Source organism: Marinobacter fonticola (assembly GCF_008122265.1).
GTDB classification, from domain to species: Bacteria; Pseudomonadota; Gammaproteobacteria; order Pseudomonadales; family Oleiphilaceae; genus Marinobacter_A; species Marinobacter_A fonticola.
In genome coordinates this window covers 485,146-498,696 of sequence record NZ_CP043042.1, presented here as the reverse complement: position 1 = coordinate 498,696, position 13,551 = coordinate 485,146, and the positions used below count along the sequence as shown (strand labels likewise).

Genomic DNA, 13,551 nt, shown 5'->3' with positions numbered 1-13,551 from the left:
TCTTGCGCCATGTCGATTAATATAAACTCGCTCGCTCATTACACTCGTCCTTGTGAAGAGATCGCTTAGAAGAGGCTTTCCTTTACGAACAGGACATCCCCATCCTGAATCGGGTCATAGAGATCGGCGTCCTGTTCGCGAAGCGATCCATCGTCTTGCTGCCGGTAAAGAATAAGACCATCGTTGTTGGCGCGGGCATTCAGACCACCACTGACCGACAGCGCCTGCATCACATTAAGCGGCCGGTCGAGGCTGTAAGTCCCCGGCTTCTGCACTTGGCCGTGGACGTAGAATTGATCGATCAACGGCACGTACAGCGTGTCGCCTTTTTGAAGCTTCACCGCTGCTCGATTTTCCGCTTCGCTGTCCAACAGCTCACGCAGCTGCAGCTCGCGCCGGGACTGCTTGCCATCGGATCCCACCCGAACCAGGACAATGCGCTCGCTGCCGCGTTCGCTGATGCCGCCAGCCATTGCCAAAGCCTCGGTCAACGTTGTCGGGCCTTTAAGCACAATCTGGCCGGGTTTATTCACTTGCCCCAGCACCGAGATCGACTTGCTATTGTACTCTGTCACCAGCAAATTTACGTGGGCGTCCTGGAGATAGCCCCCGACCTCGAGCCCCCTTGCGATGCGATCCGCAGCCTCAGGCGCCGAGAGGCCAGCGATATGGACGGGGCCCAGTAGCGGCATGTGAATCGTGCCATTGGCACCGAGCTCCGCCTCTGTCTCCAGATCCTCCTGACCATAGACCGCGACCTGAATTCTGTCCCCCGGCCCCAGGTTGTAGGCTTCTTCCGCAGCCCCCACCTGACCTGAAAGGGCGAATACGAACAAGACAAACAGCACGTGCCAACGCATTTTCATCCGAGTCCATTCCTGTTTTTCGTTACTCCGCGAATGTCGATAGCTTGAGGGCCATCGCAAGCGCACAGTTTCACCGAGTTACTAAGCAAGAAAAAGGCCTTTGCGCCTTACATTCCATCCACTATCTCTCGGTTCCCGCCGGACTCCTGATATTCGCCGCCTCATCCGCAAGCGCCAAGAAGGCACCCGTGCCGGTAACCATCGATCGCTGCACCTATTCGGTGCTCATTTCCGCAAAGGCACGTCTGTGGCGCACAACGGCCAACACGACGCCGCCTGATAGGAAAAGCACATCACAAAACGATGACGGAACTGTTGCAGCGAGTTCTTCTTAATCATCCAACGGCCCCTCTAGCGTCTCGGGGGCCGGACCCCGTTGCGAGCAACGCCACACTGCCGATTTCAGGACGTTTTTAAGAGGAGACTCTGGAACAACAGCGCCTAACTGCTGCAGACAGGGCGGGGAAAGCGCTAATAATCGTGGCGGCCGAATCACGATTCGAGAGCCGAGATCATGCAATACAAGTCATGAACATCTCGCTACAGGCCAATGAAACTTATGTAAGGACGACCGCTGACGAACCCCGGCTCCCTCTGCCATCACTTACGAGGCCGGCGATCTATAATTGACCCATTCCGCACAACGAGAGACGATACCGCAAGCAACTCAAAGCCAAGCCATTCCCAGCACAATAGATCCGACCTCCTTCCGTCGGACAGGCCCTAGGGCCCTAGGCCAGGTCGTTCGCCTTTACCGGCAGTGCATGCATTCAAGGAGTTCAACAACATGTCAGACAAACCCAGTATCCTGATTGTCGGCGCCGGCGCCATCGGCAGCTTTTACGGCGCCATTCTCCAACGGGCCGGCTGTCCGGTTAGCGTGGTCTTGCGCTCGGAATACGATGCGGTGGTCAAGGACGGCATCCGGATCGAGAGCGAGCTGGGCGATCTGTCGTACCGTCCGAATCACGTTTATCGCGATAGCGACACGCCGGAATCGGCGCCGGACTACCTGATTCTGTGCGTCAAGGTGCTGCCCGGCGTCGACCGCGCGGAATTGATTCGCCCCTGGATGGGCGACAACACCCGTATCGTGCTGATCGAGAACGGGCTGGCTATCGAGCGCGATATCGCCAACGCCTTCCCCCGGAACCCCATCGTCAGTTGCCTGGCGTTTATTGCCGTCAGCCGTGTCGGCCCGGGTCAAGTGCATCACAAGGCGTATGGCCGCTTGGTCATGGGCCGCTACCCCGACGGAATCGACGACAACGCCCGGTCCCTGGCGGATCTGTTTATCGAGGGCGGCATCAAGATTGACCTGACCGAGCAGGTGGTCGGCGAACGTTGGCGTAAGTGTCTGTGGAATACGCCATTCAACCCCCTATCGGTGCTGGCAGGTGGCGCGGATACGGCCACCATCCTCGATACCGAGGGCGGCGAGGACCTGATCCGCACCATGACCGAAGAAGTGCTCGCGGTCGCCGAGGCCGACGGCTACCCCATGCCCCACGACCTGATCGACAAGAACATTGCCGGCACTCGCAAGATGCCGCCCTATAAGAACAGCATGGCGCTGGACCATATCAACGGCCGGCCGATTGAACTGGATGCGGTGCTGGGGAACGTGGTGGCGATTGCCGATCAACACGGCGTGGCGGTGCCGCACCTGAAGACCATGCTGGTCGCACTGCGGATGCGAGAAACGTTGAAAGCGGCCGAAGGTCAGTAAGAGGGGTCTATTAAGGCGCGCAGGTGGCGCACCGCGCGCCGGAACACGTCTTCGTCAAAGAAGTCTTCCGGCATAAACCCGGTCGCCGGATAGGCCCGCTGGCCCTGCACCAGGGTGCCGCCATGACGGGCCAGGCCGCAGTCTAGCATCAGGTTGTCGCACAGGCCGAAAGGTTCGATAGCGGCACCCTGACTATCGATTTCAGCCTCGGCATCCACGCGTTTATTGTAGGGCACAGCACAAACGGAAAAACCGACCGAGGGCTTGCCCTTGGCCAGCATGTAGCCAAGTTCGTAGATGGTGCCGGCATCGGCGCTGGGACCGCGAAACGGCGTAAGGTTGGCAATCAATGCTGTGGCCCGGTCCATCAGGGCCTGATTGGCGTCGTAGATCAGTTGCGCGGGATCTTGGGCGTTCGCCAGGTCCAGCGCATTGTCCGATGGCGATAAGCCTTCCAGGTCGAACTCGGCCAGGATGGCCTTCTTACTGCCGTCGATTTTAATGCGCAGTGCTTCCGGAAAAAATACTTCCGGGCCTGCCAGGTATACGGTGGGGTAATGGCTCATACTGTTAGTTACCTGCAATGGCCGCGTGGCTATGGGACCGCACCGGTGGCGTCGCCACTTACTAAAATGTAGTGCTCAAGCGCCGGACTTCGAGGGTGGAGCTTACTTGCGCGACTTGGTGATCTTGAACAGCATCTCCGGTGCGACGCGTTTCACCCAGAGCGCTGCCATTTCCTTACCTTTGCCGACCGGGATTTCCCGCTTCTTCGCCTTGAGGGCATTGAAGACCACTTCGGCACACTCATCCACATCCATACCGCCGGCAATATCGTCGTCCACCTCGCCGAAAGCGGTCCCGTCGCCCGAGAGCGCATTGCGGGAGACGTCCGTTTTGATAAAACCCGGAACAATGGTTGAAACGTGAATACCCTGGTCTTCCACCTCCGCCCGCAGCGCGTCGAAGAACCCCATCACCGCATGCTTGGCAGCGCAATAGCCGGTGCGCTGGGAAACACCGACTTTGCCCGCAACACTGGCGGTGACGGCGATATGCCCGGCACCGCGCTCCAGCATATGCCCCAGCACCGCTTTGGTAAGCGCGATCTGACCCATCACGTCCACGTCCATTAACTGGCGGTAGACCGCCATATCCGTGTCCTTGCACAGCGAGCGCTGAGATACGCCAGCGTTATTGATCAGCAAGTCGATTGAACCAAACGTGTCCAGCACGGTTTGGGTTGCGCCGGGCAGCGCATTCCAGTCGGTAACGTCCAGCGGCAGCACCAGCACCTGATGGGTATCGAGCCCTACATCGATACAGCGCTCGGCCACCCGTTTTAGCTCGTCTTCGCGACGGGCGGACAATACGATGTTGGCGCCACTGGCCGCAAAACGCGCCGCCAGCGCTTCGCCGATACCTGAAGATGCACCGGTAATCCAGAGGGTTTGGTTCGGCATGTGAAGCTCCTTAACGCCTGTTGTTGAAAAGCGCGATTAACCCAGCGAAGACAGCGCCTCCTTCAGATTCACCACTGGCTCGCCCTCATCGTCGAGCATCAGTTCGCTTTCCAGATGATCGAGGTGATAACGCATGCGTGCGATAGCCAGCTCGTTGTCGCCCTTGGCCAAGGCGTCGAGAATTTCGCCATGCTCTTCGTGCTGACGGGATGACCTATCATTGCCTTGGTATAGGGCCTCAATCAGCGCGCTGCGCACCATCAGGTTTTCCAGGATATCGGCCAATACGGCGTTGCCGCAGATCTCACCCAACACCCGATGAAATTCGCCCAGCTCGCGAACGACGGCGCGCCGGTCCCTGGCCTGAAGCGCCCCTCGCTCCGCAGCCATGTGCAGTTCTATGCGCTTGCGGTGCTTTCCCATCTTTTCCGGCGTGATACTTTCGACCACGCCGCGCTCGATGGCACGACGGGCAGCAAAGAGCTCGCGCGCTTCCCGGGCCGAAGGCTGGGACACATGAGCGCCGCGGTTGGCTTCGATCGTGACGATTTTTTGAAGAGCCAAGCGCTGGAGAGCGGACTGGACGTGATTGCGATTGGCTTTGAGGGTTTCTACGATCTGGGCTTCCACCAACCGGGTTCCCGGAGGAAGGCGGTGCTGGGCAATCGCTCGGGACAGGATCGCCATGATCCGCTCCACTTCACGCTGTTTCGCCGTGCCCTGACGCGTGGTCATTCCGATACGTTTCCCTGTGTTAGTGCGTGACACTAGTGCTAGCCATTAGCCCCCAGGTAAAAGTATCGCCTTCCGACCACCCACGTGCAACGCCTCTACCTCCTTTATTCCGGTTTGGTTCAACGGTCCTTTCAAAGTAAGTATGCAGCCGCGAGAGACGCGTCTAGGCTGCTAGCCATCGCTCCACTCTCCCGGCACACCCCAGTTTTCCGCTTTACCTCCCTTCCACCTTCCCCGAGAATAGCCTGCTTCGTTCCGGCCCCTCATACGCGAGCATTCTATGGCCCTGAAATCGACCGTTTTCAAAGCGCACCTCAACATCGCGGATATGGATCGGAATTACTATGCCGATCACACGCTGACCCTGGCGCGGCATCCCTCGGAAACCGACGAGCGGATGATGCTGCGCCTGCTGGCCTTTATGGTTTACGCCGACGAGGCCCTGGAATTCACCAAAGGATTGAGTACCGATGACGAGCCGGATCTTTGGCAGAAAAGCCTGAGTGGCGAGATCGAACTGTGGATCGAACTGGGCACACCGGACGATAGCCGCATCCGCAAGGCCTGCAATCAGGCCGACCAGGTGGTGCTTTTCGCCTATGGCGGACGCGCCGTATCGGCCTGGTGGGATAAAGTTCGCGGTAAGGTCGCGCGCTTCAACAACCTGCGTATCATTGAAGTCGATTCGCAGGCGTGCGAAGCGCTCGCTGCTTTGGCAGCTCGCTCCATGACGTTGCAATGCAATATACAGGACGGTCAGTTGAGCCTGGGAGACAGCGAACGGCTGGTTACGGTCGAACCAACAGCGATCTATCCGGCGTAGGCAAGGGCGGCTAACGCTTGAGTGGTTTGCCGGTAAACGCTTCGAAGACCGCCAGGGTCTGCCCGCTTTCATTCAGCAGTATCAGGTTGTTACCGTCCATTTCGGCGCCCATGGTTTTCTTCATGGCGATCAGATAAGGCGTTTCATGGCGGCCTTCAGGACAGGGATCGCGCGTCGCCGACATCTCGGTAAAACGGAAGTTGCCATCGACCATCCCGTACGCGCCCTTAAAGCGATTGCAGCCGGTGAACCCGCTGACCCGGCCATCGTCGAGGAAAATAATGAAAGGCGCTTCCTTGGAGGTCGCCGCTCGCACCGGCTCGCCGCCCACATGCTGAAGCTGCCAGAAGGTATTGGTAAAGCTCACTTCCCGCTTAACCGGGTTGTCGCCCTCCTGAGGCACCGTCGTGCAGGCACTCAATGCCCACAGGCAAATAACGACGAGTCCAAGTCCACGCAAGCACGCTTTCATGTCAATCAATCCTTTGGGCATCTCCGAATAAATCTTTATGCACGCTCGCACGTCGCCGGGCGTTTCCAGTGCTTTCTTGCGCGCGTGTTGCCGCCGGGCCTTACTGTTTAAGCCTTGAACGATATTACTCGGCTTTTTCGTTCAGTAGCTCCGGCTTTTTGAGGGCCTTCTGGAATAAATCGCGCTCTTGGGCAATGGCCAATGCACATTGCTCAGCCATTTCATCCGGTAGATTCTCAACCCGAGCCTGGAGAAATACCATAATTTCTTCGGACAGCTCCAGCATTTTGTCCCGGGCATCTGCTTCCGCCTTGGTGGTGAACAGCATCTTGTCGGGATTTTTCAGTGCCATGTCCTGCCCGTCCCTATCGGAAAAATATAAAGCCGTTACAGCCATACCCTGTTTCTCCTATCTTTTGTCATTTGGCGCGTACCGCCAACTGACGTGTGCCGCCGCGTGACGCGGCGTTCAGCAAATCAATCGCCGAGAAGGATACCATCGGGATACTGTATATAAAAACAGTATTTTTATATTTCCTAACGAGAGCTTGAGACTAGGGCGGTCTACTCTCGAAACTCGGCCTTATCGAGACCATGCTTTTTCATCTTGTCATAGAGCGTCTTCCGGGCGATGCCAAGCTGAACCATGGTGTCTTTGAGGCTGCCCTGGCAGGCATTCAGAGCGCTGACGATGGAAGAGCGTTCGAAGGCGTCCATCATCTCGCCGAGGGTTCGGCGCCCGGGTACATTTTCCGAAACGGAATCCCCGGTGTCTTCCAGCGCCGCGGGGCCCAGCAAGACGTACCGCTCGGCCAGATTGCGCAGCTCCCGCACGTTGCCCGGCCAGTTGTGCTGCATCAGACGGGCGGCCTGATTGGCGTCCAGCGGCACGCTCTCCCGGTCATAGCGGGCAGCGGCAATCAGCACGAAATGGTGGAACAGCATCGCCACATCCTCCTTGCGTTCACGCAGTGGCGGGATGTCGATCTTGACCACGTTGAGCCGGTAGTAAAGATCGGCACGGAATTCACCTTCGTCGCTGAGGACCTTAAGGTCTGACTTGGTGGCGGCGATCACACGCACATCCACATCCAGCGGCGTGTTGCTCCCCAACCGCTCCACTTTGCGCTCCTCCAGAACGCGCAGCAGCTTGACTTGCAAGGCCAGGGGCATGCTCTCCACTTCATCGAGGAACAACGTGCCCTGGTCGGCGTGTTCGATCTTGCCGATGCGGCGTTTATCAGCGCCGGTAAAAGCCCCCAGTTCGTGACCGAAAAGCTCGCTTTCGATCAGGTTCTCGGGCACCGCGCCGCAATTGATTGCCACAAAATTATGCGCGCTGCGAGGGCTGTTTTCATGGATGTAGCGGGCCAGAGCATCTTTACCGGACCCGGTTTCGCCGAAGAGCAGGATATTGGCGGAGATATCCAGAATCGGATCCATAGTGGCGACCACTCTCTGCATGGCCGGGGAATCGCCGAGAAGGCGGGGGCCGGGCCGGGCCAGCTGGCGCAACTGGGCTTTCAGCCGCCGGTTTTCGAGCGCCAGGTGACGCTTTTCCAGCGCGTGGCGTAGCAGCTCGATCAGCTCGTCATGGTCGAACGGCTTTTCGATGAAGTCGTAGGCACCTCGCTGCATGGCGGAGACCGCCGTGCTGATATCGCCCTGCCCGGTAAGAATGATCACCGGAATGGCATCGTCGATGTCCCGTACGCGGTCCAGTAATTCAAGACCGTCCATGCCCGGCATGTTGTAGTCGCACAGGACCACACCCTCGTAGTCCGAGTCGATGGCCGTCAGACCACTTGCGGCATCGGCGAAGCTGGCTATCGGCAAATCTTCCAACGCCAGTGTTTGGGTCATGGCTCGACGGATCGGCTCGTCGTCGTCGATAAAGATGACCGCCGCGTCGCTCATTCCACTGCCTCCCGTTTGCTGAGGGTCACCACGAACTCGGCACCGGCTTCATCGGAACGGTTATGACCCGTCAGCCGGCCGCCCAGCGCATCCACAATCTGGCGGGAGATAGACAGACCTAGGCCCAGCCCCTGCTTCATGGATTTGGTGGTAAAAAAGGGTTCGAAAACCTGTTCGGAGTTAGCCGGCAGTCCCGGGCCGTTGTCCCGAATACGGCATTGCCAGCGGCCATCCCTTTCCCGGATATCGATATGGATCCGGGGCTCGTCCCGGCCTTCCACCGCCTGGATCGCATTGGCTATCAGGTTCACCAGCACTTGTTCGATACGGATCATGTCGCCGTGACACATCACCGCATGCTCCGGGCGCTGCCAGTCAATGGATACGCCTTCGCTGTGCTCCTGGGCACTGATGATTTTCAGCGCCGCGTCTACCGGCAGGCGTAGATCCACCGACGACGGCGGGCCTTCGGACTTGCGCGCGAAAATCTTGAACTGCCGGGTCAGCTCCGCCATCTTGTCACACAGGCTGGTAATCTCCATCAGATTCGCATCGACCATGGACGCGTCGCCACGCTCGAGAAAGCGGCGGCTGTTACGCGCGTAGGCTTGAATCGCCGTCAGCGGCTGGTTGATTTCGTGATTCAGGCCGGCCGACATTTGTCCCAAAACCGCCAGCTTGGCCGCCTGGATCAACTCCTGCTGGGTTTCCTTCAGTTCAGTCTGAGCATCTTCCCGCTGCCGAACCTCTTCCAGCAGCTTCCGGTTGGAGCTTTCCAGATCGGCTGTACGTTCAGCGACGCGCCGCTCCAGTACCACGCCCCGCTGGGCGAGTTCCGCTTCGCGCTTGTAGCGTTCACGCAAATACAGCCACGTCAGGAAGCACCCCAGAAACAGCACGAACCCGGCAACCAGAAATTGCAGGCGGATCCAAACAACCTGCCGGGTTTCGATCATCACCTGCAGCGTCCAGTCCAACTGCGGCAGCGGCATGCGAACGCTCAGGTATTGCTGATCGATACCGTCGTTCTCGACCTGAATCCGCATCGAGCGGTTCGACACGCCCAGGGGCCGGCCCATCGATTGGAAGTCGACCGGTGCCAGATCGCGGCCGGGATAACGCCGGTTGGGCTGGGTGCTCACCGAGCTTGGCTCGAAATCCCGGTAGAGCCACGCGTCCCGGCTGGAGAGGAAGCTGATGCCCTCGTCATCGAGCACCACCATTTCGGCGTGGTTCAACGCCTCCGGGCGCAGCCACTGGGATTCGAGTTCGTTGACCTGAACCTTCACCGCGATGACGCCGAGAATACGCCCGCGATCCGTCTTGACCGGGTGCGAGAAATACAGCCCGCGCACATCGGATGTGGTGCCCAAGGCAAAATAGATCGCGGTATCGCCGGTACGCATCGCTTCTTTGAAATAGGGACGGAAGTCGAAAACCCGGCCGATGAAGCTATCGTCCTGCTGATAATTGTTGGCGGCAATGGTAAAGCCTGTGCTGTCCATCAGATAGACGTCGGAGCTGCCGACAATCTGCGCCATCTTCTTCATTTCTTCGTTGGCCTGGAGCACGCGTAAAGCGTCGTTGGGGTGACGCAGCACGGATTCCAGCAGCGGGTGCTCAGCCATCAGTTCCGGGATGGGACGATAGCGATTGAGTTCGTTGGCAACGAGCTGGCTGTAGCGGAAGGCTTCTTCCAGGCTCTCTTTCTCCAGGGTCCGGTAACCGGCCCAGCTTCCCAGCATCCAGCAGCACGCCATTGTCGCCAGGAATAGAAGGGCAGCCCAGGATCGGTACGTCATGGATGCGTGTTCCTGAAATCGGTCGCTGTAACGGAAAACAGGACACTAACCTAACCTTGGCGGGAAAACGGAACAACCTGCCAAATGTATCCGGCAGATTGTTCCGCTCGCTCGGCAGCGATCCGGAATTCGAACTTACGAGGCCCGAACCGGCTCGCCGTGATGCGGACCACGTTGCTTCTGCATCAGGTAGATCACAATCGCGACCGCAATGCCCGCCAGGTCAGTGTAGAGCCCACCTTCGATCATCAACAATGCGGCGGCGATGAGGATGATGCGCGTGAACCAGGGGGCGACGACACGGAAGATCCAGCCGATCACACCACCGGACAACAGGTAGACGCCAATGGTGGCGGTGATCAGCGCTCGCGCGATCTCGAAGACTCCGGCATCCATCAACAGAGCCCCGTTGTAGAAGAACATGAAGGGCACAATGAACGCCGCCAGGCCGATCCGGAAGGAGGAGACGGACGTTTCCATCGCATTGGCGCCGGAGATCCCCGCCGCGGCGTAGGAGGCCAAAGCCACTGGCGGCGTAATGGCCGAGACCACCGCGAAGTAGAACACGAAGAAGTGCGCGGTCAGCGGTTCGATACCCAACTGCACCAGACCCGGGGCCACCACAGAGGCGGCCACCGCATAGGCGGCGGTTGTCGGCATCCCCATGCCCAACAGGATGGAGATGAACATGGCAAAGATCAGCGCCAACAACTGGCTGGCTTCGGCCACGCCCAGCAGCAAGGAGGAAAAGCGCGCGCCAACACCGGTCAGCGAAATCACACCCACGATTACCCCGGCGCAAGCGCAAACCACGATGATCTGAATCGACATCAGCCCCGCCAGATCCAGCGCCCGGAGGATCGCCCGGATACCCATCTTGTTGGGCGAAATCCAGCTCACCACAGCGGCGGAGACCGTCGCCAGCGTACCGGCCCGAATGACCGAGTAGCCCATGAACAGCGCATAGATCAGGATCACGATGGGAATAAACAGGTAAACCTGCTTGATCAGCTTGGATAGCCGAGGCAGCTCGTCCTTGCGCATGCCGCGCATCCCCAGGCGGGCGGCCTCGAAGTCCACCATGAAATAGACGGACGCGAAGTAAAGAATCGCCGGAATGATCGCCGCAATGGCAATTTCGGTATACGGAATACCGGTGATTTCCGCCATGATAAAAGCGCCAGCGCCCATGATCGGCGGCATAATCTGACCACCCGTAGACGCCGCGGCCTCTACCGCACCGGCAGTCCGCTTCTTGTAGCCCACCTTTTTCATCAGCGGAATGGTCAATGAACCGGTGGAGACCACATTGCCGGCACTGGTGCCGTTGATCATACCCATCAGACCGGACGCGAAAATCGACACCTTGGCGGGTCCGCCACGGGAGCGGCCAGCAGCGGCAAAGGCGAAGTTGACGAAGTAGTCGCCCACCTTAGAGGCCTGCAGAAAGGCGGCGAAGATGATGAACAGAATAATGTAGGTCGAGGAAACCGCCGTTGTGGGCCCAAGTACACCGGCATCGGTATAGACCTGACTGAAAAACCGCTGTATCGATAGCCCCGGATACCCCAGAAAGCCCGGCAGGTAAGGACCTGCAAAGACGTAGCCGAGAAATATCAGCGCGATGACCACCAGCGCCATGCCTGCGACACGGCGGGTCATTTCCATGATTAGCGCGGTGCCCGCGATAGCCGAGAAGGAAATGCCGATGGGCGCAAACGAGGTACCGGTGCTCATCCGCATCTGTGTGTTGTAGACCTCGAGAAAATAGGTCGCACTGGCCACGGCGCAAACAATCAGCACCAGGTCCGGCAGACTGAACATCGAACGCCTACGCTGATGGAACCAGCTCAGAACGATCCCCATCGCCGTGGCCGCCAGCAACGGCCAGCCAAAGTGCCAGGTTTCGATTTCCGGCGGGATACGCACGGTGCCTGCGGCAATCAACTGGTGAATATTGAAGGTCTGGTAGAGCGCATAAAGCGCCGGCAGCAGAGCCACCGCGGCGAGCCAGGTTGTCCAGCGGTGACGCGCGGCGCCTTCGGTTTCGGCAACAAACCGGGCACCGGCAAAAAGCGTAAAGCCCAGAATCAGCGCACCGCAAACGTGGACGATACGAAACGACCAGGTTTCCAGAGGTGCGATATTCAACGTATAGAGGTGAAAGGCCGAATAGAGGATGGCCATCGCCGAAACGGCATAGAACAGCCAACCGGTATATTGACGGCGATTGGCTTCAACCGGTTCCTCGTCGACGTCATGGGCCAGGATATGATCCTCGTCCTCGGCCACGGTCGGAGCCTGATCGTTTTTATGGTTTTCAGTCGTCATGATGCACCCTGATCCCGAAAGGATTATGGCCGGCAGGGCGCCGGCCATTGGTCAGAACGGGAGCCGGAAGCCGGCCCCCTGATGTAGGCAAGATCCCGTGGCTTACTTGATCTGGCTATCTTCGATCTTGAAGCCGTTCTCGTTGAACCAGCGAGCCGCGCCCGGGTGCCAAGGCAGAACGTTGTTCTTGCTGTAGTTCTCGGGAACGGACGACTTGGCGGCCTTGTGGATGCCCACCATCTTGTCGTTGTTCTCCATCGTCAGCTTGGTCATCTCGTAGACAAAGTCCTCCGGTACATCGCAGTTGGCGATGGCGAAGTTCCACATGGAGACCACCCGTGAGTCCTCCTCCAGCGACTGATAAGTGCTGGCCGGAATGATGAACTCGGAAACCGGGAAGTTGCTGACGATCTTTTCAGCTTCAGCGTCGGTCAGGCCGATGATGTTGACGTCGGTCTGGACCTCAAGCTGGCTTACCGCCGGAATCGGGATGCCGGCGGCGAAGGCGACCACGTCGATCAAGCCGTCCTGAAGCTGCGTGCCCAGGTCCGCCCAGCTGCCATTACGGCGCTCATACTCAACACCCAGGGTATCCATCATTTTCGGGAAGTAGGTGTCGGAGGTTGAACCCGCCGGGCCAAAGCCGATTTTGGCGCCCTCGGGAATATCGGAAATGGACTCGATACCGGAGTCAGCCAGTGTCGTGACCGAGAACGGCGTCTGATACATCGGGAAGGTAGCGCAAACGTTATCCATCTTCATACCGGGCGCCAGCGGGCTGTTGCCCTCGATGGACTCGCGCGCCGGGCCGAGGGTGGTCAGGCCGAATTTCAGGTCACCGGTGTGAACCAAGGCCATATTCTGCATCGGGCCGCCGGTAATTTCCGCACCGCCGGACACGCCTAGATTCTCGGAAACGAAGTTCGCCCAGCCAGACCCGTAGGCGAAATAGGTGCCGCCCTGGCTCGCGGTACCGACGGTGAAACTATCCGGCCAGTCGGAACGGTCCTGAGCGGAAACCGATCCGGAAACGACCAGGGTCGAGGCGAACGCCGCCGCCATGAGGGATTGTGCTTTCATCATTGTATGCTCCCTTGCTCTTGTCTTTGTTGTCTGCTTTTAAGCCATAAAGGCTTCCTAGACCCGAATCCAATCAGCAAGACCCGGGCCAGGTCCGTAGAAACCGTGATACGACTGGCTTTATACGTCTTCGGGAGCTTACCAAGCCCAGGAAATGGGTAGATTTCCATACACAGGGGAAAGCCCGATGGGTATAAACCCACCCATCGACCTGCCGCCACCCACTTGTTAGTGCATCTTATTAGTCCATCGGCACGGCTTGATCCAGGCAAAGGCACTAGCGCAATTTGTCAGGCGCTTCTCCAAGCGACCGCGTTTTTTCGCTACAATGGA

At 58.6% G+C, this 13,551-nt stretch carries 12 protein-coding genes; 2 read left to right on the top strand and 10 right to left on the bottom strand.

Going from position 1 to position 13,551, the window contains the following annotated elements:
* Positions 1-65: 65 nt before the first annotated feature.
* Complete coding sequence (locus FXO11_RS02205; protein WP_148861371.1) at positions 66-866, bottom strand: SLBB domain-containing protein; 801 nt, start codon at positions 864-866, stop codon at positions 66-68.
* Between the two features lie 787 nt (positions 867-1,653).
* On the opposite strand from FXO11_RS02205, the gene FXO11_RS02200 reads away from it, so the two are divergent.
* Positions 1,654-2,595, top strand: a complete 942-nt coding sequence (locus FXO11_RS02200; RefSeq protein ID WP_148861370.1) for a ketopantoate reductase family protein — start codon at positions 1,654-1,656, stop codon at positions 2,593-2,595.
* Here the strand turns inward: FXO11_RS02200 and FXO11_RS02195 are convergent.
* The 3 genes from FXO11_RS02195 to FXO11_RS02185 form a co-directional block, all read right to left on the bottom strand.
* Entirely contained in the window at positions 2,589-3,161 is a 573-nt protein-coding gene (locus FXO11_RS02195) for a nucleoside 2-deoxyribosyltransferase (protein ID WP_148861369.1), read from the bottom strand. The genes FXO11_RS02200 and FXO11_RS02195 overlap by 7 nt on opposite strands.
* A 102-nt stretch (positions 3,162-3,263) precedes the next feature.
* The gene (locus tag FXO11_RS02190; protein ID WP_148861368.1) at positions 3,264-4,058 is read right to left on the bottom strand and encodes an SDR family oxidoreductase; all 795 of its coding nucleotides are present in this window, start codon (positions 4,056-4,058) and stop codon (positions 3,264-3,266) included.
* 36 nt (positions 4,059-4,094) lie between these two features.
* On the bottom strand, positions 4,095-4,793 hold the full coding sequence (locus FXO11_RS02185; RefSeq protein ID WP_148861367.1) for a GntR family transcriptional regulator: 699 nt from the start codon (positions 4,791-4,793) through the stop codon (positions 4,095-4,097).
* 280 nt (positions 4,794-5,073) lie between these two features.
* Here FXO11_RS02185 and FXO11_RS02180 point away from each other — a divergent pair, with 280 nt between their 5' ends.
* The gene (locus FXO11_RS02180; protein ID WP_148861366.1) at positions 5,074-5,616 is read left to right on the top strand and encodes a YaeQ family protein; all 543 of its coding nucleotides are present in this window, start codon (positions 5,074-5,076) and stop codon (positions 5,614-5,616) included.
* A 10-nt stretch (positions 5,617-5,626) separates the two neighbouring features.
* Here FXO11_RS02180 and FXO11_RS02175 read toward each other — a convergent pair whose 3' ends face one another.
* From FXO11_RS02175 to FXO11_RS02150, 6 genes are all read right to left on the bottom strand, one after another.
* Positions 5,627-6,088, bottom strand: coding sequence for an META domain-containing protein (locus FXO11_RS02175; RefSeq protein WP_168203114.1), 462 nt, complete (start codon positions 6,086-6,088; stop codon positions 5,627-5,629).
* Positions 6,089-6,212: 124 nt separating this feature from the next.
* Complete coding sequence (locus tag FXO11_RS02170) at positions 6,213-6,485, bottom strand: YebG family protein (protein WP_148861364.1); 273 nt, start codon at positions 6,483-6,485, stop codon at positions 6,213-6,215.
* 167 nt (positions 6,486-6,652) lie between these two features.
* Positions 6,653-8,005, bottom strand: coding sequence for a sigma-54-dependent transcriptional regulator (locus tag FXO11_RS02165; RefSeq protein WP_148861363.1), 1,353 nt, complete (start codon positions 8,003-8,005; stop codon positions 6,653-6,655).
* A complete protein-coding gene (locus tag FXO11_RS02160; RefSeq protein WP_148861362.1) occupies positions 8,002-9,807 on the bottom strand; it encodes a sensor histidine kinase in 1,806 nt (601 codons plus the stop codon). The genes FXO11_RS02165 and FXO11_RS02160 overlap by 4 nt, the downstream gene beginning before the upstream one ends.
* Positions 9,808-9,942: 135 nt before the next feature.
* Positions 9,943-12,138: a TRAP transporter permease gene (locus tag FXO11_RS02155; RefSeq protein ID WP_148861361.1), complete on the bottom strand. Its 2,196-nt coding sequence runs from the start codon at positions 12,136-12,138 to the stop codon at positions 9,943-9,945.
* A gap of 102 nt (positions 12,139-12,240) precedes the next feature.
* On the bottom strand, positions 12,241-13,218 hold the full coding sequence (locus FXO11_RS02150) for a TAXI family TRAP transporter solute-binding subunit (RefSeq protein ID WP_148864760.1): 978 nt from the start codon (positions 13,216-13,218) through the stop codon (positions 12,241-12,243).
* Positions 13,219-13,551: the final 333 nt, after the last annotated feature.